Raw genomic sequence first — 25,626 nt, 5'->3', positions numbered from 1 at the left:
CGTGTTTGAGTGATCTTATCTCGCTCCGGGCGGGCAATGCATCTTAAGGAAAGTCGTGTACAAAGTCGACAGGTGCTTTGTTGTGCCCATTCCTTCTTTGATACTGTGCGTCCGATTTGGATAGGCCATGAACTGAAATGGCTTGTTGTACTTCACTAATTCGTTAATCAGCATTTCGGCGTTAGCGTAATGCACATTGTCGTCTCCGGTGCCATGGATGTAAAGCAAGTTACCTTTGAGGTTCTTCGCGTGTGTAATTGGTGAGCCAGCGACATAATCAGCCATAGTCTCCTGGGGGATTCCCATGTAACGCTCCTGATAGATGTTGTCGTACGTAAGTTGATTTGCCACAGCTGCAACGGCGATTCCGGTCTTATAAATTTCCGGATATTGAAACATAAGGTTGAGAGTGGTTGAACCGCCGCCGCTCCATCCCCATACGGCTACACGCTCTGGATCGATAAAAGGCCACTTTAACATTTCTTTCACAGCCAACGCCTGATCTTTAATGTTTAGCCGGCCGATATTGCGATAGATTGCCTTTCTCCACGTTTTGCCTTTGGGAGCTGGTGTTCCCCGATTGTCGATAGTTGCATAGATATAACCGTCTGCACGCATGTCGCCGGAATACAGATGATTGCGGCCTGTGCCATATGAGTCTTTCACGTTCGCACCTGCGGGCTCAGCATAAACCAGGAACACGATTGGATACTTCTTCTTCGGATCGAAGTTCTCTGGCTTCACCATCCACCCGTCCAGCTCTACGCCCTCTTCTGTCTTCACTTTAAAGAATTCGACCTTGTTTTTTTCTGTGGCCTTTGGAAGACTGGCAGCAATGCTTTGTGAGGCATTTAGAGCTTTGTGATCAGGTAGTGAAATGAATTCGCCAACGGGTTGGGTATAGGTGTTGCTGAACGTATGCCAGGCATATTTGCCAAGGGGTGAAATGTCATACTCATGTGTTCCTTTAAGATCAGCTGGTGTAACCTGTTCAGGTTTACCTTTGCCATCCAGACGCATCTTGAACAAATAAGCTTGTGAAGCATTCGAAGGAGACGCAGTAAAATACACGAGGTTATTCTTTTCATCGATAGCTTCGAGGCTCATAACGTCGAAGGCGCCGGGTGTAATCAACACTTCATGCCCTGCTTTTGTAATGCGATACAGATGGCTCCATCCATCTTTTTCACTTATCCAGATAAACTCCTGGTTGTTATTGATCCATTGGAAGCGATGTCTGAACTCGATGAAGTAAAAATCCTGCCATGGAGTTATGACGTCTACCCAGGCGTTGTCGGTCTCGGTGCGTATGAGTTTTATTTGCCCGCTTTCAGTGTTGCAATCGTAAATGCGGGATTCGTTTTGCTTCCGGTTTATTTGTTCAACGAATAATGACTTCGGAGAATTCCATTCCATCCTCGGCAGATAATTTTGTTTGGGATCGCCCGGAATCGGTAACCATTTTACATCGCCGCCCGAGGACGGGATAATCCCAATGCGAACAGAAGAAGGATCTTGTCCGGCCGTTGGATATTCTACAGGTATGATCGACGAGTACACAGAATCAGTATTGTTGATCATGTTGAAATCAGGGATGCGCGTGGCATCTACCTGCCAGAACGCGATGTTCTTTCCATCGGGACTCCATTGAAAGCCGTCGCGGCATGCGAGTTCTTCTTCGTAGACCCAGTCGAACGTGCCGTTGATCAACTTTCGTGTTCCATCATGGGTGAGTTGAGTTTGAGCACCTGTAGTCACATCTTCAACATAAATATTGTTACCTGACACATAGGCCACCCGTTTGCTATCAGGTGAGAACTTAGCGAACATCAGGGAGGAAGGAGGCAGCTCCTTTCCGAGTTGTTTAAGCTGCTTGGTTTGCAGATTGAGCGTCCAGTAGTCACCCCGTGTATCCAGTCTCCATACTTTTACGGAGTTTGTGTAGATCAGGACCGTTGTCCCGTCTGCTGAAAAGTAAAAAGAGCGGATATCCAGACGGCGGTTGTTAACCTGCAAGTCGTTTGCTGAAATGATGATGGTGCGGCTTGTCGCTTTGACATCGTATCGCACGAGTTCATTTTCCTCTACAACATAGAATCCGGTTCCATCCGAAGTCCAGATGAAATCCTGGGCACTGATGACATGTGATACGAGCAGCAGGAATAGAAATGCAAGGGACCTGATCGTTAGCAGGCTCCTGAGAAATCCGTGATGTTTGGCCATGGGGCAGATGATGGTTTGATAACTAGCTGAATTGTCTTTCATATCTGCATCGAGGGTGGCAGAATGAGTGGCGAAAGATAACACCTGCTATGACAATACAGTAATGTGACTGCCGTTAAGAATCGGGTGCAATGCGTGGATTAGCCACTTTTCGGGTGATATTTGAACTGCAGTAATGGGTTACCATGGAATAAGCACTCAGATTTATACTGCTGCCTTAACAACGGCCAGAGTTGCCAGCAAATGCCTGTACCATTGTTGATATCCGTCGAATACAAACGCACCTCGTCCAACGGGGCTTGTCCCAAAACAGGACCATTGCTGATGGCCCTGGTGCTGACGGCGATGTGTGCATTTTCGGTTTGCGGGCAACAACTGAATTTCACGCCAATGACCCTTCACGGTCCGAGATCGGTCGAATTAATGTCGCGGATCGACAGGCACCTGAGCGGAGAATCAAACGCCGATCAAAAACGCGATCCATGGGTTGAGCATGTCAGGGTTCGGCAGGCCACACTTTTGAAGAGAATGGTTCGGGCGCATGCTTTTGTACAGAACGATAGCATCCAGAGCTATGTGGAGCGGTACTTTGACAGGCTTGCGCGCAATAACAGGCTGCGCTCAAAACCCAGGCTTGTGCTCATTATGAATAGTCCTGAGAGTAACGCGGCGTGTTACGGTTCGGGAGTATTTATAGTTACCACCGGGCTACTGGCAAACATGCAGGATGAAGGATCACTGGCATTCATACTGGCTCACGAGATGGCCCATGATGAGCTCCTTCATGTTCAGCAAAGCCTTCGTGCATTGTCGCGTGAGCGTGAAGCGCGAAACCCCGCGGCAACATTCGCCAGAATTCTTCTTACCGATGTCAACGACGAATATATTGACGCCTTCAGAACGACTATGTATGCGAGCGCTGCCATGAGCCGCGAACATGAAATGCAGGCCGATTCACTGGCATTGTCGATGATACAACGTTCAGGTTATGCGCCATCAAACGCTGAGCACGCGTTGACTACTCTTGCGTCATTGCGCCAGACTGATACACGTGATTTATTTACGGAATTTCAATTCAACGACTTTCCTTTTAAAGATCACTGGCTTGATGAGCGCTTGAAAATCTACTACCGAAAGCCGACGAATACCTTTCTTTGGTCTTTCGATTCGCTCCGCTCACATCCACAAATGGAAAGACGAATTCAGATGCTTTCCGGATACGTTTTAAACTCGGACAGGCTTCCATGCGATGCAGTGGTTTCGAACAGCGACATCGATACACAGGAGCGAAGGACCATTGCGTCGGTGATGGCCTTTCAATCTATCGAGGCCGCCTATCAGACCAGTCAGTATGACGTCGCATTATACAATATCCTGCGTCAGCTGAAAGTTCATCCAGGACATCCGTATCTCGTGATGCGTACAGGCCGGATACTCGTTGATATGTATCATGCCAGGAATGAAGGCGACATATCAATGCTTTCTCAATTCACGTCGAACCTCAGCAGCGGCGAACGCCTTGTTAATAATCTGCTTTTTAATCTTTCGAAAGAGGAGGTTGCAGAACTGGCATATCATTTTATAAACAATCGCCAGAACTTCGATAAGGCAGAACCTGCGCACTACTACCTGTTGTGGGAAACAAGCGATCTTACGTCGCGAGATCAGGTAAAGGCGAAAGTGGCCGCGGCGTATAGTGAACGTTTCGGCGAAGATATTCGCGCTTTCAGATTGGATTGATGGCAGCTTCCTGATTAGTCGATAACATAATCAATGGTAACATTCAATTGGCTAAGCATCCCCTTGAGTGAATTGGATACTTGAGTGCATCGGATAACGGCACTCACACCGCGCCAATTATTATGAGCGCGCACAAACAAAGCAACAACATCCAGAACAATCCGCCGACCCTTACCTTCGTTGCTGTGCCGTGACTGGGGATAGCCATCGCTTCGTCTTTTGACGCTTTCTCCGTTGAAGTAACAATAGAGACACCGTTGTGCTGGATAGTCTTGACAGAGCTCTTCTGGTTATTTTCGTTCAGAATGTCTTCCTCATCTGCACGTGCATTCGGTGATGAGCCCGGCGTCGCAGACAACAAAAATGACAGCAGTAATCCTGTAATAAATAAGTCAATCCACGGTGCACCAATCCATAGTGGCCCTGCCGGTGGTATCCACAACGATACGGCTGCCAGCCATAATATATTAATAGTTAAGAAAGTCCATGCACTTCCCCACGGTCCACGACTCTTCAGTATCACAACGAAAGTGATGGTGAAGAAGAGACTGATAATCAAAATGGCTATGATTGTTATTGTATTCATAACGTTGATATTAAAGCCAGGTCAACTAATTCTTATTTAAAGTGGTCAATATGCGTGCCACTTGGTCATCGCGTGATGATGGATCATTATTCAAAACTAATCCAACATACGACCGCATTTATAGAAAGCGATTTCCACGTTAGGTGGAGAAGTGTGGAAATTCATAGTCAATCCGGGGTATCGCACCTGAGGCGCCGCAAATACACCATGCGTTGTAAATGCCCTACAGTTTCTTAAATCCTGTGGCATGACTTTTTGGTACGATGTGATATGAACGAGAATGAAAATCGAAACACAGACAATTCTAATGTTAGTGGATCTCTTGTACCTCCTCAACGTTCAGGAAAAGCAATCGACGCGAGTGCATTTGCTGTGTTGAGTACGGAAAAGACGGCAAATTTTTTTTTCGAACTGGTTAAAAACAGAATGCAACATGTTAACAGCTGGTCAGTCATTGCCGGCAAGTTATCGGCGGAATTTCAGCTTGTGAACAAGGAAGGTCTTGAAGTTTTTCGGAAGGCGCAGGAAGGAGACTATCTGAGGATTGACGTGATGGGACCAGGCGGTACTTCCGGAAAAGGTTACGACTGGGTAAAGATAGAAGAGCTTTCTGATGACGCCGACATGTATGGATTTAGGGTAAGGCCCTCAAGCCAACCGGCAACAAATCGCAGTGGTCCCGACCATTTCTATGATGACGAGTCAACGAGCACCTTTCAGGTTATCAGAAAGGGGCAACGGGTAGTGGTTACGATTAGTGACCGCAACATCAAGCCGAACAACGACACGGCCAATGTGGTTGATAAAGTGAGAAATCATATGGTGGCATGGGCAGCCCGGGCGCGATTCTCTGAAATTCAGTGGCAGGCTTTGGCTGAAGGACTGGTAAGCCGTTGATGCAATAATATAAACGAAACTGTAGATATTTTTCCACAACAAATGTCGCCATCCATTTCAAATGGCTTTGTAAATGCGTGTTGAATCGGGCTCAGTTGCCTTTCAACCGCATTTAGCTGCCAAACGTCTTAGTTGGTATATTTTTCGCGCATAGACCCGGGAAACAAACCTACCTGGCTGCCGCTGCAGTCGCGCCTTGATACCTGATTTGAATGATACTTATCGTAGACGACAACCAGGAAAACATCTTTTCACTGAGGTCACTTCTTGTCCTCAACAACTTCGACGTGGATTCTGCTTCCTCTGGTGAAGAGGCGTTGAGGAAGATCATTCTGAACAATTACTCTCTCGTGATTTTGGATGTTCAGATGCCAGACATGGACGGATTTGAAGTCGCGGATGCGATCACCGGCTATAGCAAGAGTCGCGATATTCCCATCATCTTTTTATCGGCAGTCAATACTCATAAGAAATTTGTAACGAAGGGATATCGCTCCGGTGGCATCGACTATGTGACCAAGCCATTTGATCCCGATATTCTTCTTCTAAAGGTCAAAACGTTTTACCGTTTATCCGAGCAGACTCAGCAACTGATGGCATTGGAAAAATCTCTTCGTGACGAGATTGAATGGAGGAAAGCGGCCGAGAACTTGCTGGAGCAAAAAGTAGCCGAACGCACGCGGGAGCTGTTCAGGTCCAATCAACGGCTTGAACAAAGCAACAAAGAGCTGCAGCAGTTTGTGTACGTGGCGTCGCACGATCTTCAGGAGCCACTTAGAAAGATCCAGACTTTTATCAATATCTGCCTCGAACGATATCTTGATGATAGGTCAAAGATCCAATACTATTTTGAGAAGATATTCTCGTCTACGAAGCGTCTACGTAATCTGATCACCGATCTGCTTCGGTACTCCATTGTCAATGCCGAAGAGGTATTTGTCAAGACGAGGCTCACAACCATACTTGAAGAAACGATTGGCGATCTGGAATTTCCGTCGTATGCTCTTCAGCCGGTTATCGAAATGGATGATTTGCCGGAGATAGAAGTAATGCCCTCACAGATCAGGCAGGTATTTCAAAATCTGATCAGCAACTCTCTTAAGTTTCGCAAGCCGGATGTGCCCTGCACCATTCACATTAAGGCTGAACGAATCGAGACCCGAAGTGTTACATCGGTGCCGTCGTCCACGGGAGATTGGTGTCGTATCACATTTCGTGATAACGGAATCGGATTCAAGCAGGAATATGCCGATAAGATCTTTGAAATATTTCAGCGTTTAAACGATCGCGATCAATTTGAAGGGACAGGAATTGGTTTGTCCATTGTTCATAAAGTTGTCGAGCGGCACGAGGGACTGATCGTGGCCTACGCCCAGGAGAACTCCGGTGCGACATTTGTCATTGTGCTGCCCTTTCGTCATTCCAGCAACGCCAGAATAAGTAAGGAAGTAGAGTATTCAGAATAGAAACAATCTTCATACCCTCACACAATAGTAAACAATAGTTAAGTCGACAGAGACATGAATAACGTTCGAAGAAACCTGCTCTTTGGTTTCAGTGCATCACTGATCATTCTAATTATAACTTCCATTGCTTCCTACGTAAGCATTTCCAATCTGCTTGAAAGCTCCCAATGGGTAAATCACACGCATGAAGTTATTCAGACGCTGGAAAGATTTCGCGGGTCTGTGACTGACGCTGAAAGTGTGCAGCGAGGATTTCTGTTGACCGGAGACAGAACGATGTTGCAGGCATACAACGAAGCCCGTACACGCGCCATGGAAGGCCTTGCGGTGATGCGAACGCTGACAAATGATAACGAGGAGCAGCGCGCACGGATGCCCTTGTTAAATGACATTGTAGTGGAGCGTTTTGAGTATCTCGATAAGAGCGTTAAAAGGAAAGAGACGAACGAGATCGTTAGTAACGACGATTTACTCGCAGGATATGGCATCATGCAACGACTTCGCGCGCTGGTGACCGAGATGGAACAAAGTGAACTTGCACTTCTGCAGACGCGAACTGATGATCTTAATAAGTTTGCAAGCTTCACGCCGCGGCTGATTGTAGTTGCTGCCGTGCTTGCTTTACTGATCACGATCTCTTTCTACATGCGGGTTAAGAGAGATTACGATGAACGGATTCGTCTTCAGGGAGAACTCGAAGACAAGGATAAAGAAATCAGCAACCGGATTTCCATTATTCGCGGTATTGCCGACAAAGTCGCTCAGGGCAACTATGAAGTGCGTGTTGACGACAAACAAAGCGACGCACTTGGTAGCGTAGCAGGTGCGCTTAACAGAATGGCAGAGTCGCTGCAGTATTCATTCAAATCCCTTGCCGATAAAGAATGGCTCCAGCAGGGCATCACCAAATTGAATGAGGTGATGCTTGGCGAAAAGGAAGTTGAAACTCTATGTAAGGATGTAGTGGAGACGCTGGCAACCTATACAAACAGCCAGGTAGGTGTTGTGTATCTGTCACAGGGAACGGATCTTGTGCCTACGGCGGGGTTCTCCTGTTTGCCGGCAAGCAGACCGGCTATTAAAGTTGGCGACGGTGCGCTTGGACAGGCCGTTGCGAGTAAAAGGCCGATTGTTCTTACGGATATTCCTGAAAACAACTTAAGCATAACCTTTGCAACAGGTGAAGCGCGTCCATCGTCGGTGGTGGCATTTCCCGTTTTTGACGGATATTATGTTGCAGGAGCAATCGAGCTGGGTTCATTGTCAAACTATAGCGCCCTTGAATTGGATTTGCTTGCGAACAGTGCATCGATCATTGGGATTGCCATCAATATTTCCCTCAACCGTCGCCGGCTCCAGCATCTGTTGGATGAGACGCAGGCACAGGCAGAGGAATTAAGAGTTCAGCATACCGAGATGGAAAATCTTACCAGTGAGCTCGAAGTGCAGGCGGAAAAATTGCAGGCTTCCGAAGAGGAATTGAAGGTGCAGCAGGAGGAGCTTAAACAGGCGAACCAGGAATTGGAGGAGCGCAGCCGTATGCTCGAGGAAAAGAATTTTATTATTACTGAACGAAACATCGACATCCAGCGCCAGGCTGAAGAGCTGTCGGAAAGTTCACGTTATAAGTCTGAGTTCCTGGCAAACATGTCGCATGAGCTCAGGACACCGCTGAATTCAATTTTGTTGTTGTCGCGGTTGCTCACCGAAAATCTCGAGAACAACCTTAGCACAGATCAGATTGAATATGCCCGCGTTATTCAGAGTTCAGGTAATGGACTGTTATCGCTGATTGACGAGATTCTCGACCTGTCCAAGATTGAAGCCGGAAAGATGCAGCTGGAGTACAAGGCAGTGTCGCTGAAGGAAATCGTTGGAGATCTTGTGGGACTGTTCGGACCCGTGGCGCGTGATAAGAACATTTCTTTTGAAGTGGAGACTGACGGTGGACTGCCTCCGATGATCGAGACTGACAAGATGCGTTTGGATCAGATCCTTCGCAATCTCCTTTCGAACGCCATCAAGTTTACGGAGAAGGGATATGTTAAACTTTCATTGCGTGCGGGAGAGATGCCGGATCTGGTGAAGTTCATAGTAAAGGATACCGGGATTGGAATTCCATCAGACAAGCAGAAGCTGGTGTTCGAAGCTTTTCAGCAGGCCGACGGTTCGACTCGCAGAAAGTTCGGAGGTACAGGTCTTGGTCTTTCAATAAGCCGCGAGCTCGCGAAATTATTAGGTGGGGAAATAAGCCTGACCAGCGAACCAGGAACAGGCAGCGAGTTTACTCTAACCGTACCGTTGCGAAAGCAGGCCGCGGCGGTAACAGGATCATCGCCATCGAAGGAGTCATTGAGTGTAGCTATCGATAGAGTGGCGACACCTAAGGCGGCTGCAGACAAATTTATCAGTCCGAATATACCCGAAGGACTGCCGGATGACAGAAATAGCATTGGAGCGTATGACAAAGCTATTCTCATCGTAGAAGACGATGTTAACTTTGCTAAGGCGTTACTCGATTATACGCGAAAGAAGGGTTATAAAGCGGTTGTCGCTGTTCGTGGTGATGAAGCGGTAGAACTCGCAGCGGCATTGCTTCCCGTGGGAATCCTCCTTGATATTCAGCTCCCCGTGAAGAGCGGATGGCAGGTAATGGAAGAGCTCAAAGCTGATCCGTTAACACGTCATATCCCAGTCCACATTATGTCTTCATACGAAGCGAAGAATGAGGGGCGGGTACGTGGTGCGATCGATGTTCTTACAAAACCCGTTACCTCGGAACAGATGCAGGATATTTTTCAGCGTATTGAATATGTTCTGACGCAACACCCGAAAAAGGTATTGATCGTCGAAGAGAATACGCAACATGCCACGGCGCTTGCCTACTACCTGGAAAGTTTTGCGGTCAATATCGAAGTCACCTCAAGGATCGATCAGACAATTCAATCGTTCAAGGAGAAGAATGTCGATTGTGTGATCCTGGATATGGGCGTGCCGGATCAGTCGTCATATGATACCCTGGAAGCCGTGAAGAAGACTCCCGGTCTTGAAGGAATGCCTATCATCATCTTTACAGGCAAGAGCTTGTCCCATGCCGAAGAAATGCGTATCAAGCAATACGCCGATACGATTGTCATTAAGACGGCGCATTCGTATCGCCGCATTCTCGATGAGGTATCGCTGTTTCTCCATCTCATGGAGAAGGACAAGAACGCTCCACTACAAGCGACAAATTATGCGAAGCTCGGGGCACTCAATGAAGTGCTGAAGAATAAGACGGTACTGATCGCCGACGATGATATGAGAAACATTTTTTCTCTTACCAAGGCGCTTGAGAAGTATGAAATGAATGTGATACCTGCTGTGGATGGAAAGGACGCGCTGGAGAAACTTAAAGGGGCGCCGCAGATCGATATTGTTTTGATGGACATGATGATGCCGGAAATGGATGGATACGAATCAATCCGCGAAATCCGCAACATTCATCAATTCCGAAAGTTACCGATCATTGCCGTAACCGCGAAGGCTATGATGGGAGATCGGGCCAAATGCATTGATGCTGGTGCGTCAGATTATATCACGAAGCCTATTGATGCCGATCAGTTGTTTTCTTTACTACGAGTCTGGTTGTATGAAGGAGGTCATTGATAATAGTACCGTATTGATCATTGATGATGATCAACGCAATATTTTTGCATTGAAGGCGGTGCTTAAGTCGCGATCGCTGAATCCTCTATGTGCCAGCAGCGCGGCTGAAGGACTGGCGCTGATCAATTCAGAACCTGCAATAAAAATGGTACTCATCGACATGATGATGCCGGACATGGACGGTTACGAAGCTATTCGTGAGATACGAAGAAGCGGAAGAAATTTGTTGCCTGTTGTCGCGGTCACTGCACAGGCAATGGTTGGCGATCGGGATAAGTGTCTGGCAGCAGGTGCTGATGCCTACTTATCCAAACCGATTGATGTGGATCAACTCATGGAAGTCATTACCCGCATGATTAAGTGATGAAAACCGGGAGCGGAATCGAACTTACCGACCAGCAGATTGAGTTGCTGTTAGGCGATTTGATTGATCGTTACGGATATGATTTTACGGACTATTCACGCGCTTCATTTAAGAGACGTGTTACGCGCTTGATGGACCAGGACCGGTTCCTGAGTTTTGCCGAATTCAGATTCCGATTGATAGACGATGCCAGCTATCTCACAAGATTTGTGGAACAAGTGACGGTGAACGTAACAGAAATGTTTCGTGATCCTCACTTCTACCGGACTCTCCGGGAACAAATTCTGCCCGTGCTTGCTACGTGGCCGATGATTCGCATCTGGCATGCCGGATGTTCGACAGGAGAAGAGGTATATTCTCTTGCAATTCTGCTAAAGGAAGCAAACCTTCAGCATAAGGCTGTACAATATGCTACAGACATCAATCCATCGGTATTGCAAACTGCCCGGGCAGGAATATTTCCATTGAGTCAGATGAAGCAGTATTCCGAGAATTACATTTTGTCGGGTGGACGCGCTGACTTTTCGTCTTATTATACAGCCCAATATTCGTCAGCTAAGTTCGATGAGTCATTGGGGAAACGTGTAGTGTTAGCAACCCACAACCTCGTATCAGACGGGACATTCAACGAGTTTCAGCTTATCCTTTGCCGGAACGTTATGATTTATTTTGACAAGGCGCTTCAGGATAAGGCCATGCGCCTTTTCTATGATAGTCTGGAGACGCTGGGGTATCTTGCATTGGGTTCGAAGGAAACGATCAAGTTCACCTCCATGGCTCACAAATACAAACAATTGGAGGGCCGCGAACGGATCTGGCGTAAAATCGCCTAGCATGGAACACGAAAGAAGATATGAGCTGCTGGTGATTGGTGGATCTGCTGGTGCGCTTCAGACGGTAATGGAGATCACCTCAGCAATCAGATCTACTTCAGGACTCAGTATCATCGTGGTGCTGCACAGGAAGCCAAGTGAAGATGATGTTTTGGTGTCGCTGCTGGCTGCGAAAAGTGATTTCGAAGTAAAGGAAGTGGATGACAAAGACGACCTTAAGCCGGGATACATTTTCATCGCCCCACCGGATTACCACGTCCTGATCGAGAAGGACCGTACACTTTCGCTCGATGATTCCGAAAAAGTAAACTTCAGTCGGCCCAGCATAGATGTTACATTCGAGAGTGCCGCGGAGATAGTTGGCGAAAGATTGATTTGCGTGCTGCTGTCAGGTGCCAATGCGGATGGAGTTGCCGGGTTGGTGACTGCAAAAGAAAAGGGTGCTTTCATCGTTGTTCAGGATCCCTCGGACTCGGAATTTCCGGTGATGCCGCAACAGGCAGTTGACCAGGTATCGGTTGATATGCTACTGAATCAAAACAATCTGAATGCCTTGATGAGCATATTGAACGTGTCGAGGTAGGGGGTAACCGAATAACGACCGCCTGATCTTTGTTCTGAGTACTACCGGCAATACAATTTGCCGAATACAAGAATGGGGATTAACTCAGGGACTGCCTTACAATGGTTCCGATTATTTCTGAGTAGTCTTGGATTCGAACGGGTTTTTCGAAAACGAAGTCTGCGCCTGCCGATCGTAATTGCTGAGCCGTTTTTCCGGGCATAGAAGTCGAATACATAATGATCCGAACGTCGTCGAACGCAGAGTTTGCGCGGAAGATCTGAAGGCATTTGTCGCCGGAGAGCCCCGGCATGTTGATGTCAATGAATATATAGTCCGGCAGTTGACGTTTTGCGGCGTCAACCAACTTGTCGACTGCCTCCTGTGGGTACATGAACAGTGAACACTTTATCTCGTGATCAAGACCTGTGATCACCTGCTCCATTATTTCGAGATCGTCCTGATCGTCGTCAATTACGGCTACCGACACCTGCGTTTTACTCATAGAGGAAATAGCTTCGAAGACTGGTCATTTGCTCTTTGGCAAGGGTACTTAGGGTCTTCAAATGTGATTTTGCAAAATTTTTCAGAAGCCTGCAAGTTCGGTTATGCAATGATATTTTATAAAGGAGTTAGCGGGGTCAATCCAACAGCTGGAGTGAACCGAAAGACGAGGGGATGTGAAAATCCGGTGTTTTGCTTTCCGGCTTTATCCAGCTGATCCACCGCATATGTTCCCGGGCAGCAACGGCACGGGTACACTGAGCACGGTACAGGCCCGCCTGCAGAAATTGCTCATCAGGTGAAAGAAGTCCTAATGTTCTCAAAGAACTTTTTGACACTGCAGTTTCAACCATATATCCGCCCTCTCTTTTGGTCGCCTTTACAACCAATTCGCCTGCCGGCCAGTTCCAGGTGAAATCGAATTTCCGGTGAAAATGTCCCTGGTAGTCAAGGATTCTTCCGGCGGCATCGAGCTCCAGACAATAGTAGGGATTTAGCTGTTCGTTGATGCGGAAGAAGATCTCAACTCGGGAGCTGTCGATCACTTCAAGCTTGTCGTTAGTTTTAATGTCGACATGAACGTTAGTATCATCGACATCGAAGAGGAAATAGATCCACAAGTCTCCATGCAAAGCTTTGAATGAAGTTCGTGAAGGATTGTCGTCTTCCCACGGATAACTGAAGTCAGTGAGCCATGTTGATTGTTGCCACCCCGGTGATGATCCGTCACCCGAGATATCAAAGTCACCGGGTGTTCTACGCACCAGGTATGTTGTTGAGGGCATAGGCGGAGGTAAACTTCAGGCAAAATAGGATTTTTTCGAATATGACCTATATTGGCTTCAACATCGGTTGATATGTCGGACATCAGAACATTAATCGAACGGGTGGATATCGGGTCGTTGAGGCTGCTGCTGGCCCGTCATCCTGAGCTGGCTAATAAGGGCATCGGTCTGAAAGACCGAAACGAAGCAGTGGCCCATCCGTTGCATCGCCTCTGCGATGGCGTATTTGAAGGCGTTTATACTGACGCAAGTGCATGGCAGATGGCGCAGGTCTTTGTGGCAGCGGGTGCCAATGTGAATGGTGTAGACCTGCGCAGGAATCAGGATTCACCCCTTACAGCGGCTGCAAGTCTTTCAGCTGATCAAACGGGAATGTATTACGTCGACATCGGCGCTTCTGTAACTCATTGTGGCTGTCACGGAGGAACGGCTTTGCATTGGGCTGCCTGGTGCGGAAGAGATAAATTGGTAGCGAAATTAATCTGGGCGGGTTCGCTGGTGAACACCCGATGCACTGATTTCGAATCGACACCACTTTTCTGGGCAGTTCATGGATGCAAAAAGGGCGGACTACGAAATCAGCACCATCAGTATCAATGTGTAAAATTGCTGATCGAGGCAGGCGCTCACGTTGACACCCGAAACAAAGAAGGAGTACATGTTCTTGAACTCCTGGACGACACGGACGCGGAAATGCGAGCGTTGCTGTCGTAACGGACAGACACGGGAAATTTGTTTGTCGAATGGTGATGTACTGGTTTCGGATGGACTTCCCGATTTCAGGTCGCAGAACTTGTTCTTGAACATAAACGGACTTCAATACAATCAATAGTTATGGAATACAGACAACTGGGAGCTTCGGGTTTACGCGTACCCGTATTGAGTTTTGGCACGGCAACCTTTGGAGGTGCCGGAAATTTCTTTAAGGCGTGGGGATCAACGCAGGTTAATGAGGCAAGCCGTCTCATAGATGTTTGCCTTGACTCGGGCGTAAATCTATTTGATACTGCCAATACTTATTCGAAAGGATTGTCGGAAGAAATACTAGGTAAAGCCATCAAGGGCAAGCGGGAAAAATTGCTGATATCGACGAAATGTACGTTCAGAATGACCGACGAAATCAACGATTATGGGTCGTCGCGATTTAACATCATTCGTTCATGCGAGCAGAGTCTGAGCCGACTGGGTGTTGACACCATCGACATTTATCACATGCACGGATTCGATGCGAACACTCCAGTTTACGAGCTGCTCAGTGCCTTGAATAACCTCGTTGAAAGCGGGAAGGTACGCTATATCGCATGCAGCAACTTTTCGGGCTGGCATTTGATGAAGTCGCTCAGTACCTCCGAACGGTATGGCTGGGCAAAATATGTGGGACACCAGGCATACTATTCATTGGTGAATCGTGATTTCGAGTGGGAGCTTATGCCATTAGGCATCGATCAAGGTGTGGGGACTTTGGTATGGAGTCCGCTAGCTTCGGGCCTGTTAAGCGGAAAGTACCGTCGCGGTAAGCCTCAGCCGGATGCACGCGTTGCACAGGGGGGAAGTCCTGTTCCTGGTTTTGTCGTATCTGATGATCTGCTCTACCGCATAGTTGATGTGCTCGATGAAGTATCCAAAGAAACTGGAAAGACCATTGCCCAGGTGGCACTTAACTGGCTGCTCCAGCGCCCGACGGTAGTGAGCATAATCATCGGCGCCCGCAATGAGGAACAACTCCAGGATAACCTGGGGGCTACTGGCTGGAATCTGACAACAGATCAGGTTAAACGTCTGGATGCCGCAAGCGAAGTGCCTCCCGTTTATCCATACTGGCATCAGCGTCAGCAATACGGGCTAAACTCGGCACCGAAACTTTACAAAGACTAAAATAACAGCTAACGATGCGGCTATCGGTTCGCCAGCACTATGCCTGCTGCGAACCGGCCCGCATCGCCTTTACGTGCGGAAAAGAACGCATGGTTGTGTATCACTGTGCAGAGGTTGGAGATTTCAATTTGTTCTTCAGGCACGCCGAATTCCAATAGCTGGTGACGATTAGCGTTCCAGAGGTCCAGCTTCGCCTTCTGATGAATGGTGTGCACGAGGAGCTCGCTATGCGAATCGAAAGCAGCTTTCACTGCGGTGATCACTTCTTCGCCGACCTCGTATGACTCCTGGCTTACGGAAGGTCCAATGCCTGCGAATACATGCTTTCCCTCTGTGCCATAGCGGTCGCTCAGTTCATTAAGCGTTTTCTCAAGAATACGAGCTACAGTCCCGCGCCAGCCCGAATGTACAGCTGCTATGACGTTGTTTTTTGAATCATATAATACGATGGGAACGCAATCCGCCGACATCACAGCAATGCAAACCCCCGGATGAGAGGTGATCAACGCATCTGTTTCCTGAAGTTCTTCCTTCGTTGTTGAAGGCGTAACGTGAACAATGCGCGTCTTATGCACCTGTGATGGCAGGTAAAGGGCCCGTTCGTCAACAAGCATGGCGCTTGCGAGCAGGCGACGGTTGTTTACCACCAGTTCACGATCGGGTGTACTGGAATAGCTTAGCGTGAACGGCTCGCCTTCCGGATTTGTATTTCGATCTGTTACAAAGTGCCTTATTCCCGGTTGCGCCGAAAGGGAATCAAACTCCCATAGCGACAATCCGTTTCGAATCACATTCTTCATCTACGGTTCCTTAACTGCTACCTCTAATGCTTTCGTGGTTGTATAGTACTTGGCAAGCATGTTGGGAACTTCCCACGCCGGCATATTCCGATCCTTCAGGTATTCGAGAAACTTCTCCATCACCCTCGCAAAGTGTGCCTCATGCCCTTCCTTGTACTGTTCGGGGATAACAACTTCCCATCCCTTTGCGTTCTTTTTCAGTTCTACTCCGGCATGCTTTTCCTGGATTTTTTTGAATTGTTCAGTCAGCACGGCCTCAAATTGATCGGCCTTTAATGGCTCGATGTACAGCGTTGGTTTGAATTGCTCTTCCTTTCCCTGGCGAATAACAAGGTTGGCTTTTGTACCACGCATAATGGAATAATGGGTATCCCCGGCACCTTCAGGAGCCGCGTAATTCCAGATCACCGATACCCGTGCGTGTACGTCCTTTATTTTGTAGTTTATTTCACCGTTACTGTACACTTCAAGAATAGTATCGGACTTCACATCTGGCTTCAAATATTCAGGAAAGGCTTCAAGTTTGGTGATCGCCTTGAACTGTGACAAAGTCATTTTAGTCTTTGTTCTTTTGGATTTCCCGATCTCAATGTCCTTCGTATAGTCGATACTTTGTTCCGGGAAGCATTCCCATTGTACGAGGTCAACCAGATGGGTAGTAACGTCAACGATCCCTTCGCCTTCCTGCTTTACATCCATGAACCAGGGTGGACGGGTAAGGATGCTTCCCGATACATATTTGAAGAAATGGTGAACGCTTTCCTTGGTTACTGAAGGATTATCGGGCGTGCCAGGTTCGAGTGTACCAAATACCTCAGGGAGTTGTGAAAGCTCCTTTTGAAGAATGGTCGTGATTTCATAGCGCTCTGTCATAACATCATATAACAGAAGGTTCTTCGATGCAGCCTGTGTAAAGGCGGTTTTCAAAAGGTCAAATCCTTTGGCATCAATGGCCATTGGCTTGTCGCCTAAAACATTGAATCCTGCGTCGATTGATCTCGCTATGTACTCGGTCTTCTTTTCGTTGTTGCCGGCGAGCACTATTACGTTGCCCTTCTTTTCACTGATTGCTTTATCGAAGAAGTCGGCGCCCGTATAGACGACTTCGTTCCAACGGGTGGGCTGGTCGGCCCGCTTGTTAAAGTTGTCGATACGCGTAAGGTGCATGTCGACATCGGGACCAGCAGGAGCGTATACATGCACAGTGCTGTCGACATCTCCATACATCGACTTTTGAACAAGCGCTGCATGAAAATGTCCCGGATCTACTGTAATGATCTGTACTGGTTTGGAAGTCACGGCGTGCTCTTCGGTTTTCGGTTTACAGGTTGAAAAGACGAGCGAAGCTGCGCCTACAAACAAAGTGGTTGCTGGTCTACAAATAGACATAGTCTAAGATACTAGTTCAGGTTGATGTTTGATTGATGCCAGATACCGAATCAGGTTTTCAACGCATATGGCGAACGTTGTGGCCTTGATAACATTTTGTTGGCCTCCTCGTCATTCTTGAATTTCTCGATCGAGGGATCCCAATACAACTTGCGATCGAGTTTCATTACGATATGGTGAAGCAGACAGGTGCTGCAGGAGCGATGAGCAACTTCAACTGGAGCGATGGTCTCTTTTCTACTCTTGATGCATTCGAGCCAGTTTCCGTGGTGATCACTGCTTTCGTACAAATGGATTTCGTTCGGTCCGATAACGGATTTGATGATTGCCGAGTCGCTTGCCTCGAGAGGCTTGACACCATCGGCGTTCGGAACAGGATCACTTGCCGTAGCCTGGTAGTTTCCGCGGGTTACAAAAATCCATCCCTTTGTACCTTCGAATTTTATTCCATTGGGAAGCTCGTTGCTCACCACCATATGCACTCCGTTGGCATAAAGTGCCTCGGTACGAAAGATCCCGTGAACATCCCACAGCCCTGATTTTGGAAAGTCGGCATGTCCCCAGATTTCAACGGGACCAGTTAATTCAGTACCCATTCCCCAGTGAGCGCAGTCAATGTGGTGCGATCCCCATCCAGTAATCATGCCGGCGCCAAACTGTTCGCATCGCAGCCATCCTGGTCGGTCATAATCCTTTTGAGGATGGACTCGCTTTTCAGTGTAGTAAACTTCGGGAGTCGATCCTAACCACATGTCGTAGTTCAGGTTTGCCGGTATTGGCATTTCAGGCTCTTCATCTCCCGAGGGATCACCAGGCAATCCGACATAAACAGTTTTCAAATCACCAATGCGTCCGTTGCGAACCAGTTCGGCAGCATATCGGAACTGCGGACTCGAACGCTGCTGACTTCCGATCTGAAACACCTGCTTGCTCTTGCGAATGGCATCGCTCATCGCTCTGCCTTCAGAGATCGTGAGGGACGCAGGCTTCTGCATATAGATATCTTTCTTCGCTTTGACAGCATCGACAGCAATGCGGGCATGCCAGTGATCTGGTGTACTGATGAGAACGGCATCCACGTCTTTGTTGGCGAGCAATTCCCTGTAGTCGTGATAAACGCTTACGCCATCGAAAGGCTTGCCGTTTTTCTTTGTATAGAACTCATTGATCAGCACCTTTCCCTCGGCGGCGCGTTTTTGATCCAGGTCGCAAACGGCCATGATCTGAGCTGTATCAAACTTCCATACACCGGGCAGGTCATGTGATCGTGAAATGCGGCCTGCCCCAATGGCTCCTACATTGATGCGATTGCTTGGAGCATGTTTGCCGAATACACTCGAAGGTACTATCGTTGGGAAGCCGGTTACTGCGGCGACAGCAGCAGCGGTCTTTGCCGACTTGCTGATGAACTGCCGGCGATTCAAATGTTTTTTGGATTCACTCATAACTCAAAGGATAGGTTCTGGTCGCATTCAAAATGAAGAACTGAAATTCGCTTCGATGCCATTGATCAACCAATAGTCATGGAAGCGAACCAGAGATTGAAATTAAAGCATTTTATCCGACAAATAAATGGATTCTTTCACGACGGTATCAGCATATTCGCTAATATAACACGGCAATGCAAATGCGGATCACCCCTGACTCGTCAAACTTACCGGACCATCAGGCAAGAACCATTTGATTGCTTATACCTGAATAAAAATTTCTTTGTGACTATGATTCGAATGCAACAAACAATGCGCTGGTATGGCCCCCATGATGCTGTTAGTCTGAGCGACATCAGGCAATCAGGATGTACTGGCGTCGTGACGGCGCTCCATCACATTCCCGTCGGAGAAGTGTGGACAGTAGAGGAAATTAACAAACGCCGCAAGCTGATAGAAGATGCTGGCATGGACTGGACAGTAATTGAAAGTCTGCCCGTGCACGAAGATATCAAGAGGCAGACTGGCAGATATCTTGAATGGATTGAAAATTATAAGATCAGTCTTCGCAATGTTGCCTCATGCGGTCTTAAGGTCGTGACCTACAACTTCATGCCGATCCTGGACTGGATGAGAACAGATATCTCTTATCCTATGGAAGACGGAAGCAAGGCACTTTATTTCGAACGCGCTGCTTTCATTGCCTTTGATATGTTTCTACTTCAGAGGCCAGGGGCTGAAAAAGATTATGCGCCGGAGGAGATTCAGCGCGCGCAAAAGCGTTTTGCGGGAATGACGGATGCGGAAAAAGCAAAGTTGTTCAAGAACTGCTTGTTGGGATTGCCTGGGAGCGATGTGCCCTTTACACCGGCGGAGATTCTTTCCGCGCTGAAGTTGTATTCGGGCATTGATGCTTCGAAGCTGAAAGAGCATCTTTTCTATTTTCTCCGGGAGGTAGTGCCCGTTGCAGAGGAGAATGGAGTTAAGATGGCCATTCACCCCGATGATCCTCCGTATCCGATACTCGGTCTCCCCCGGATTGTAAGCACCGAAGCAGATGCCTGGGGAGTTATCAATGCATGCCCATCTCCTGCAAATGGATTGTGCTTTTGTACCGGCTCGTATGGAGCGCGTGCCGACAACCATCTTTCAGAAATGGTTGTCCGTCTTGGAGACCACATACATTTCCTGCACTTGAGAAGCACTCAGCGTGATCCTGAAGGTAACTTCTATGAGGCAAATCACCTCGAGGGAAATGCGGATATGCCCTCAGTGGTAAGAGAGGTGGTTGCACTCATGCAAAGAACGGGGAGGGCAATTCCAATGCGTCCCGACCACGGGCATCAGATGCTTGACGATCTTTCGAAAACTACTTATCCAGGGTACTCAGCAATAGGAAGACTTCGGGGTCTGGCAGAACTGCGTGGACTGGAAGTGGGAATCGGATCTATGAAACAATTGAAATAAAACTAAACGGTATGAAGATAATTGTAAGTGTTCTCGTTCTCTTAACGGCCGCTTTCTCCCCGGCAATCAGCCAGTCGAATACACCATTGAGAGTAATTATGCTCGGCGCCCACCCTGACGATTGTGATCAGGATGGAGGAGGAACGGCTATTCTCTTTGCCAAAATGGGATACGCTGTTAAGTTCGTTGCAGTAACCAACGGTGACGCTGGTCATCAGTCACAGGGAGGTGGAGTATTAGCAGCGCGCCGACTGGCAGAGGCGAAAGAGGCAGGAAAAAGATTTGGTGTTACCTATGAAGTTTTGGGTAATCACGACGGAGAATTACTTCCTACGCTTGATGTGCGTCTTCAGGTTATTCGCAAGATAAGGGAGTGGAATGCAGACATCGTGATTGCTCCCAGGCCAAATGACTATCATCCTGATCACCGTTACACTGGCGTTTTGGTACAGGATGCAGCTTATATGGTTGCCGTTCCAAATGTGGCATCCGATACTCCGCCCCTTAAGAAGAACCCCGTGTTTCTATACTTTCAGGACTTCTTTCAGAGACCAAATCCCTTCCGTCCCGACGTAGCAGTAGATATATCGGAAGTATTTCCACAAAAAATTCATGCGCTCGATGCGCATGTTTCTCAAGTGTATGAATGGCTGCCCTGGATTGGTGGTTTTCTCTCGGAAGTTCCCCAGGATGTATCGAAGCGTGAGCAATGGTTAATGGGTAACAGAACGGTGCGGATAACGCCAGAAGTGCGTTCTTCCCTCGAGAAATGGTATGGAAAGGCATACGCGGCGCAGGTAAAACACGCCGAAGCATTTGAGATATGTGAGTACGGAACTCAACCTTCAGAGGCGGACATACGGCGATTGTTTCCGATGATCGTGGCAAAATGATGACGTTTCAGAGGGAGTTCAGAGGGGAACTCTCTCGTGTACATTAGGATAATTTGTTTAAGCATTCTATTTTTGGCGATCAATACTCCAGCGAAACGAGCGAATGGTTTTATCTTTAAGTACACATTTCACGAGGGAAATCATCGACATCGTACTTACTCTCAATGGATCCACACGAGTTGTGGCAATAATCAATAAACAATTTCACTAAATCCTAAATTCAAAAAACGCTATGGCAAAGAAAGCGAAAAAGGCTGCGAAGAAAGCAGCTAAAAAACCGGCCAAGAAGGCAGCCAAGAAAGTCGTAAAGAAAGCTGCTAAGAAGGTCGCAAAGAAGGCAGCTCCTAAGAAGGCTGCTAAGAAGAGAAAACCTAATGCAGCGTTCATGGCAGCCCTCCAGCCCAGCGCTTTGTTGTCTGAGGTAGTAGGTAGCAAGGCATTGCCTCGCACTGAAGTCATTAAGAAGATATGGGATTATATCAAGAAGAATGGCCTTCAGGACAGCAAGAACAGACGTATGATCAACGCTGACGAAAAACTGAAGCCGATATTCGACGGCAAGAACCAGGTATCGATGTTTGAACTGGCCAAAGTGGTTAGCAAGCACGTAAAGTAATTACCTCGGTAATCATCTTCTGGACGCAGGCCTGCATTGCATGGCCTGCGTCTTTTTTTTATCCACTAACGGTTTTTAATCACTGGGAAGATTCTGCAAATTTCCATTATGAAGAAACTGCAAATGCTTTCGGTGTGTTTAATGTTGTCCGCCTCCCTGTATGGCCAGCTTCCTGAACTTGGTATTGTGATGGATAACACCCGCGATAGCATGGTGTATGCCTCGGGATACAAATACATTGTGGAAAATGTTGTGAAATACTTCTCACCGCTCTCGGTCGACGACGCCACGTTTGAGCAAAACCTGAAGACGTTCGCCGGGTTGAAGACGAAAATCTATGCGCTCAATATTTTCATGCCCGGCGACATGAAGCTCGTAGGTCCTGATGTGAATGAAGAGGCAATACTTAAATATGCCAAAGGCGTGTTTGCCAGATGTAAGAAGGCAAATATCGATCTCATTATCTGGGGCAGTGGCGGTGCGCGTCGTGTACCTGATGGCTACGATGTTCGCAAAGCGAGGCAACAGTTTGTCTCCATTGCTAAGAAGGTTGCTGTAGTGGCAAAAGAATATGGGATTCGCCTTGCACTTGAAAATCTGAATTCTACCGAGACGAATTTTATCAATACTGCAGCGGACGCTCTGCAGGTGGTTAAGGATGTCAACCACCCGAACTTTCGTCTGTGTGTTGATATCTATCATATGCTGATGGAGAATGAACCGCCGCAGGTAATCGAAAGTACCCGGAGCTACCTTGTGCACTGCGACATCGCCGAGCGCGACGGAAGAACTGCTCCGGGTGTTCATGGACAGGATTTCGTTCCCTATCTGAAAGCATTAAACAAAGTAGGATACCACAAGGTAATCGTGCTGGAGTGCCGATGGAAGGATATGGAGGCGGAAGTGAAACAAGGAAGAGAAGAACTGCTCAGGCAATTGAAGGTTGCATACTCAGGCCAGTAGTTGCATACTCAGGCAGATGATTCTATGCGCACATGCACACAATTGCCTGTCATCACATACGCGGTTGTGGCAGTAACGTTTAAGTACTAATATAGCGGCAGACCCAACGTTACCCCTGAAGCACGTTGGAAATTTAAAAATGGACAACACTATTGCACAATCAAGGTGGTACCGGCTGATACCAGTTGCGTTCATCACCTACAGCCTGGCTTATCTAGATCGGGCAAACTTCGGTTTTGGTACGGCTGGAGGGATGTCGGCAGATCTGAACATTACGCCAGAGGTCTCGTCGTTGCTTGGATCGTTGTTCTTTCTGGGGTATTTCTTTTTTCAGATACCCGGCGCGCTTTATGCAGCTAACAGGAGTGCAAAGAGATTGATTTTCTGGTCACTCATTTTGTGGGGTATCCTTGCCATGGCCACAGGCATGGTGAACGACGTCAATGTCCTTATCGTGATCCGTTTCATGCTTGGTGTTGTAGAGAGTGCTGTGATGCCCGCCATGCTTATTCTTTTGAGCCGCTGGTTTACAAAGACCGAGCGTTCAAGGGCGAACACGTTTCTTATCCTCGGAAACCCCGCTACAATCCTTTGGATGTCGATCTTATCCGGATACCTGATTCACTCAGTGGGTTGGCGCAATATGTTCATTCTGGAAGGCCTGCCAGCCGTGATATGGGCAGTATTCTGGTGGATCCTCGTTAACGATAAGCCTAATGAAGCGAAGTGGCTTACGCCTGCTGAAAAGGAGGCGCTTGCAGCTCAGCTCGAGCGCGAACAGCAGGGAATCAAACCCATGCGCAACTATGGTGAGGCGTTTAAGTCTCCAATTGTTATCATGCTTTGTTTCCAGTATGCGCTTTGGAGCATAGGCGTATACGGATTCGTGATGTGGCTTCCATCGATTATCAAGGCGGCTCCCAATATGGATATTGTTACAACGGGATGGCTGTCGTCTCTCCCTTACGTGTTCGCAATTGTGGGGATGCTTACTGCCTCATACTATTCGGATAAGACTCTTAACAGAAAAGCTTTCGTATGGCCCTTTCTCCTGATTGGAGCCATCGCCTTTTATGTTTCCTACCTGATCGGAGCCGATAGTTTCTGGACGTCATTTGTATTACTGGTCATTGCAGGCGCAGCTATGTATGCTCCTTACGGTCCGTTTTTCGCAATCATACCAGAAGTGCTGCCTCAGAACGTCTCAGGCGGCGCTATGGCACTGATCAATAGTTTTGGGGCATTAGGGTCCTTTATAGGGGCCTACCTGGTAGGGGTCTTTAACGCGACTACCGGCGGATTTGGATTGTCGTACATTTTTATGTCGGGTTCACTTCTGATTTCCGCGATAATAACCATGGTTGCGATCCGGCCCGCTAAACGCGTCGGTTGAATTGGTTTAATTTACCGTTGGAATTGCTGTCCATACGACCTGCCACCGTTGTTATCCGTGGTCAAACTTGTTAAATTTGCTTGTGCCCCATTTTTTCTGTGGCCATGCGATACCAGATGTTTGCTTCGGTTCATGATCCTGAAAGTCTATCGCCTGCAGAGCTCGACGCATACCTGATGCGGGGATGGTTTCGTATGGGACCAACCATATTCACAACAAACTTTCTGAGTTTTAAGGACAACCTGTACAGCGCTGTCTGGCTGCGGGTAGACCTGGCAGAATTTGAAGGGGGAAAAACCCAGGCAAAGCTCTTCAAGAACAACAGCGTGTTCACTACAAAGATCCGGCGGGCAACTATCACCGACGAGAAGGAATCCTTATTTGCCAAGTATAAGAAAAGTGTACCCTTCGAGGCTTCCGCATCACTGCATCATCTGTTGTTCGGTAAATCTAATGCTACCGTATATAATACGTTCGAAGTGGATGTTTATGACGGCGAAAAGTTAATAGCAGTTGGATACTTTGATCTGGGCAAAGAGGCAGGAATGGGCATCTCCAGCATCTATGATCCGGACTATAAAAAATTCAGTCTTGGCAAGTACCTCATCTATCTGAAGATGAATCACTGCAAGGAGTTGGGGATGCGGTACTTCTATCCTGGCTACTTCGTTCCCGGGTATCCTTTTTTTGATTACAAACTCTCGATTGGCAAGAACGCCCTACAGTACCTTCAGTTTGAACATGAACAATGGTTGCCGATTGCTTTGTTTCATGAGAACCGTACGCCTCTTAAAGTCATGCATCAGAAACTGTCAAAGCTTAAAGACAGTTTGCTGGCTATCGGCATCTTAGCGCGTCTCACGCGTTATGAATTTTTCGATGCGAACCTGATTCCCGATCTGGCGGGCGCGCGATTGTTTGATTTTCCGTTGTTCCTGGTTTATCCTGGTTCAATGAGAGAGGCATTGGTTCAGGGCGTCATCTTCGATGTATCCGATCAGCGTTATCATCTCGTAAAATGCCGTGGGATATGGAAAACAAATTCCGCGACAACGTCGGATACGATCTATTCCGCCTACGTACTGAAGCCGGAGGATACCTTGTATTCTACCGATACAGTGGATGATATTGTCCGTTTGATAACAGCAGAGAGCCATCAGCTGATGTCCCGTACGGGCACGAGATAACGCAACAG

The 25,626-nt window shown here is 47.7% G+C and carries 22 protein-coding genes; 15 read left to right on the top strand and 7 right to left on the bottom strand.

The features are described from left to right. Positions 1-15: 15 nt before the first annotated feature. Positions 16-2,223, bottom strand: coding sequence for a S9 family peptidase (locus tag WBG78_RS21775; protein WP_337328608.1), 2,208 nt, complete (start codon positions 2,221-2,223; stop codon positions 16-18). Between the two features lie 243 nt (positions 2,224-2,466). On the opposite strand from WBG78_RS21775, the gene WBG78_RS21770 reads away from it, so the two are divergent. After that, positions 2,467-3,963: a M48 family metallopeptidase gene (locus WBG78_RS21770; protein ID WP_337328607.1), complete on the top strand. Its 1,497-nt coding sequence runs from the start codon at positions 2,467-2,469 to the stop codon at positions 3,961-3,963. 103 nt (positions 3,964-4,066) lie between these two features. On the opposite strand, the gene WBG78_RS21765 is transcribed toward WBG78_RS21770, so the two are convergent. Then, positions 4,067-4,549, bottom strand: a complete 483-nt coding sequence (locus WBG78_RS21765) for a hypothetical protein (protein WP_337328606.1) — start codon at positions 4,547-4,549, stop codon at positions 4,067-4,069. Between the two features lie 270 nt (positions 4,550-4,819). Between WBG78_RS21765 and WBG78_RS21760 the strand changes: the two genes are divergently transcribed. The 6 genes from WBG78_RS21760 (at position 4,820) to WBG78_RS21735 (ending at position 12,340) form a co-directional block, all read left to right on the top strand. Continuing rightward, complete coding sequence (locus tag WBG78_RS21760) at positions 4,820-5,446, top strand: hypothetical protein (protein ID WP_337328605.1); 627 nt, start codon at positions 4,820-4,822, stop codon at positions 5,444-5,446. Positions 5,447-5,658: 212 nt separating this feature from the next. Then, complete coding sequence (locus WBG78_RS21755; protein ID WP_337328604.1) at positions 5,659-6,912, top strand: hybrid sensor histidine kinase/response regulator; 1,254 nt, start codon at positions 5,659-5,661, stop codon at positions 6,910-6,912. 54 nt (positions 6,913-6,966) lie between these two features. After that, positions 6,967-10,560 carry a response regulator gene (locus tag WBG78_RS21750; protein WP_337328603.1) on the top strand — a complete coding sequence of 1,198 codons (3,594 nt, stop codon included), beginning with the start codon at positions 6,967-6,969 and terminating at the stop codon, positions 10,558-10,560. After that, positions 10,544-10,924 (top strand): response regulator, encoded by a 381-nt coding sequence (locus tag WBG78_RS21745; RefSeq protein WP_337328602.1) that lies wholly within the window; start codon positions 10,544-10,546, stop codon positions 10,922-10,924. Before WBG78_RS21750 ends, WBG78_RS21745 begins: the two co-directional genes overlap by 17 nt. Next, positions 10,924-11,757, top strand: coding sequence for a CheR family methyltransferase (locus WBG78_RS21740; protein WP_337328601.1), 834 nt, complete (start codon positions 10,924-10,926; stop codon positions 11,755-11,757). The genes WBG78_RS21745 and WBG78_RS21740 overlap by 1 nt, the downstream gene beginning before the upstream one ends. Before the next feature lies 1 nt (position 11,758). Then, positions 11,759-12,340: a chemotaxis protein CheB gene (locus WBG78_RS21735; protein ID WP_337328600.1), complete on the top strand. Its 582-nt coding sequence runs from the start codon at positions 11,759-11,761 to the stop codon at positions 12,338-12,340. A gap of 79 nt (positions 12,341-12,419) precedes the next feature. Here WBG78_RS21735 and WBG78_RS21730 read toward each other — a convergent pair whose 3' ends face one another. Further along, positions 12,420-12,824, bottom strand: a complete 405-nt coding sequence (locus tag WBG78_RS21730) for a response regulator (RefSeq protein WP_337328599.1) — start codon at positions 12,822-12,824, stop codon at positions 12,420-12,422. A gap of 136 nt (positions 12,825-12,960) precedes the next feature. Beyond that, positions 12,961-13,608: a carbohydrate-binding family 9-like protein gene (locus tag WBG78_RS21725; protein WP_337328598.1), complete on the bottom strand. Its 648-nt coding sequence runs from the start codon at positions 13,606-13,608 to the stop codon at positions 12,961-12,963. A gap of 72 nt (positions 13,609-13,680) precedes the next feature. Between WBG78_RS21725 and WBG78_RS21720 the strand changes: the two genes are divergently transcribed. Next, a complete protein-coding gene (locus WBG78_RS21720; protein ID WP_337328597.1) occupies positions 13,681-14,322 on the top strand; it encodes an ankyrin repeat domain-containing protein in 642 nt (213 codons plus the stop codon). A gap of 120 nt (positions 14,323-14,442) precedes the next feature. Continuing rightward, positions 14,443-15,483, top strand: coding sequence for an aldo/keto reductase (locus WBG78_RS21715; protein ID WP_337328596.1), 1,041 nt, complete (start codon positions 14,443-14,445; stop codon positions 15,481-15,483). 20 nt (positions 15,484-15,503) lie between these two features. Here WBG78_RS21715 and pgeF read toward each other — a convergent pair whose 3' ends face one another. The 3 genes from pgeF to WBG78_RS21700 are packed head-to-tail and all read right to left on the bottom strand — an operon-like array spanning position 15,504 to position 19,117. Then, a complete protein-coding gene (gene pgeF / locus WBG78_RS21710) occupies positions 15,504-16,283 on the bottom strand; it encodes a peptidoglycan editing factor PgeF (protein WP_337328595.1) in 780 nt (259 codons plus the stop codon). Continuing rightward, positions 16,284-17,672 carry a putative oxidoreductase C-terminal domain-containing protein gene (locus WBG78_RS21705; protein WP_337328594.1) on the bottom strand — a complete coding sequence of 463 codons (1,389 nt, stop codon included), beginning with the start codon at positions 17,670-17,672 and terminating at the stop codon, positions 16,284-16,286. Positions 17,673-17,722: 50 nt separating this feature from the next. After that, positions 17,723-19,117: a Gfo/Idh/MocA family protein gene (locus WBG78_RS21700; RefSeq protein ID WP_337328593.1), complete on the bottom strand. Its 1,395-nt coding sequence runs from the start codon at positions 19,115-19,117 to the stop codon at positions 17,723-17,725. Positions 19,118-19,399: 282 nt separating this feature from the next. Between WBG78_RS21700 and uxuA the strand changes: the two genes are divergently transcribed. The 6 genes from uxuA (at position 19,400) to WBG78_RS21670 (ending at position 25,618) form a co-directional block, all read left to right on the top strand. Continuing rightward, positions 19,400-20,566 (top strand): mannonate dehydratase, encoded by a 1,167-nt coding sequence (gene uxuA, locus WBG78_RS21695; protein WP_443092797.1) that lies wholly within the window; start codon positions 19,400-19,402, stop codon positions 20,564-20,566. A gap of 11 nt (positions 20,567-20,577) precedes the next feature. Further along, positions 20,578-21,459, top strand: a complete 882-nt coding sequence (locus WBG78_RS21690) for a PIG-L deacetylase family protein (protein WP_337328591.1) — start codon at positions 20,578-20,580, stop codon at positions 21,457-21,459. Between the two features lie 232 nt (positions 21,460-21,691). Continuing rightward, positions 21,692-22,075: an SWIB/MDM2 domain-containing protein gene (locus WBG78_RS21685; RefSeq protein WP_337328590.1), complete on the top strand. Its 384-nt coding sequence runs from the start codon at positions 21,692-21,694 to the stop codon at positions 22,073-22,075. Between the two features lie 108 nt (positions 22,076-22,183). Then, positions 22,184-23,038 (top strand): sugar phosphate isomerase/epimerase family protein, encoded by an 855-nt coding sequence (locus tag WBG78_RS21680; RefSeq protein ID WP_337328589.1) that lies wholly within the window; start codon positions 22,184-22,186, stop codon positions 23,036-23,038. Positions 23,039-23,177: 139 nt separating this feature from the next. Further along, positions 23,178-24,431 carry an MFS transporter gene (locus WBG78_RS21675; RefSeq protein ID WP_337328588.1) on the top strand — a complete coding sequence of 418 codons (1,254 nt, stop codon included), beginning with the start codon at positions 23,178-23,180 and terminating at the stop codon, positions 24,429-24,431. Between the two features lie 104 nt (positions 24,432-24,535). Continuing rightward, on the top strand, positions 24,536-25,618 hold the full coding sequence (locus tag WBG78_RS21670; protein ID WP_337328587.1) for a GNAT family N-acetyltransferase: 1,083 nt from the start codon (positions 24,536-24,538) through the stop codon (positions 25,616-25,618). Positions 25,619-25,626 lie beyond the last annotated feature (8 nt).

Source organism: Chryseolinea sp. T2 (assembly GCF_037203685.1).
In the GTDB taxonomy this organism is placed as follows: Bacteria; Bacteroidota; Bacteroidia; order Cytophagales; family Cyclobacteriaceae; genus Chryseolinea.
The sequence above is the reverse complement of the archived record's forward strand: the minus strand, read 5'-3'. Positions and strand labels throughout refer to the sequence as shown.

Excerpts from the sequence above, each read along its gene's own strand:
- WBG78_RS21740 (WP_337328601.1), top strand. The coding sequence starts at position 10,924 with ATGAAAACCGGGAGCGGAATCGAACTTACCGACCAGCAGATTGAGTTG.
- WBG78_RS21680 (WP_337328589.1), top strand. The coding sequence starts at position 22,184 with ATGAAGAAACTGCAAATGCTTTCGGTGTGTTTAATGTTGTCCGCCTCC.
- WBG78_RS21735 (WP_337328600.1), top strand. The coding sequence starts at position 11,759 with ATGGAACACGAAAGAAGATATGAGCTGCTGGTGATTGGTGGATCTGCT.
- WBG78_RS21745 (WP_337328602.1), top strand. The coding sequence starts at position 10,544 with ATGAAGGAGGTCATTGATAATAGTACCGTATTGATCATTGATGATGAT.
- WBG78_RS21670 (WP_337328587.1), top strand. The coding sequence starts at position 24,536 with ATGCGATACCAGATGTTTGCTTCGGTTCATGATCCTGAAAGTCTATCG.
- WBG78_RS21730 (WP_337328599.1), bottom strand. The coding sequence starts at position 12,824 with ATGAGTAAAACGCAGGTGTCGGTAGCCGTAATTGACGACGATCAGGAC.
- WBG78_RS21690 (WP_337328591.1), top strand. The coding sequence starts at position 20,578 with ATGAAGATAATTGTAAGTGTTCTCGTTCTCTTAACGGCCGCTTTCTCC.
- WBG78_RS21720 (WP_337328597.1), top strand. The coding sequence starts at position 13,681 with ATGTCGGACATCAGAACATTAATCGAACGGGTGGATATCGGGTCGTTG.
- WBG78_RS21700 (WP_337328593.1), bottom strand. The coding sequence starts at position 19,117 with ATGAGTGAATCCAAAAAACATTTGAATCGCCGGCAGTTCATCAGCAAG.
- WBG78_RS21750 (WP_337328603.1), top strand. The coding sequence starts at position 6,967 with ATGAATAACGTTCGAAGAAACCTGCTCTTTGGTTTCAGTGCATCACTG.
- WBG78_RS21715 (WP_337328596.1), top strand. The coding sequence starts at position 14,443 with ATGGAATACAGACAACTGGGAGCTTCGGGTTTACGCGTACCCGTATTG.
- WBG78_RS21770 (WP_337328607.1), top strand. The coding sequence starts at position 2,467 with ATGCCTGTACCATTGTTGATATCCGTCGAATACAAACGCACCTCGTCC.
- WBG78_RS21775 (WP_337328608.1), bottom strand. The coding sequence starts at position 2,223 with ATGGCCAAACATCACGGATTTCTCAGGAGCCTGCTAACGATCAGGTCC.
- WBG78_RS21685 (WP_337328590.1), top strand. The coding sequence starts at position 21,692 with ATGGCAAAGAAAGCGAAAAAGGCTGCGAAGAAAGCAGCTAAAAAACCG.
- WBG78_RS21705 (WP_337328594.1), bottom strand. The coding sequence starts at position 17,672 with ATGTCTATTTGTAGACCAGCAACCACTTTGTTTGTAGGCGCAGCTTCG.
- WBG78_RS21755 (WP_337328604.1), top strand. The coding sequence starts at position 5,659 with ATGATACTTATCGTAGACGACAACCAGGAAAACATCTTTTCACTGAGG.
- WBG78_RS21760 (WP_337328605.1), top strand. The coding sequence starts at position 4,820 with ATGAACGAGAATGAAAATCGAAACACAGACAATTCTAATGTTAGTGGA.
- uxuA (WP_443092797.1), top strand. The coding sequence starts at position 19,400 with ATGCAACAAACAATGCGCTGGTATGGCCCCCATGATGCTGTTAGTCTG.
- WBG78_RS21765 (WP_337328606.1), bottom strand. The coding sequence starts at position 4,549 with ATGAATACAATAACAATCATAGCCATTTTGATTATCAGTCTCTTCTTC.
- WBG78_RS21675 (WP_337328588.1), top strand. The coding sequence starts at position 23,178 with ATGGACAACACTATTGCACAATCAAGGTGGTACCGGCTGATACCAGTT.
- pgeF (WP_337328595.1), bottom strand. The coding sequence starts at position 16,283 with ATGAAGAATGTGATTCGAAACGGATTGTCGCTATGGGAGTTTGATTCC.
- WBG78_RS21725 (WP_337328598.1), bottom strand. The coding sequence starts at position 13,608 with ATGCCCTCAACAACATACCTGGTGCGTAGAACACCCGGTGACTTTGAT.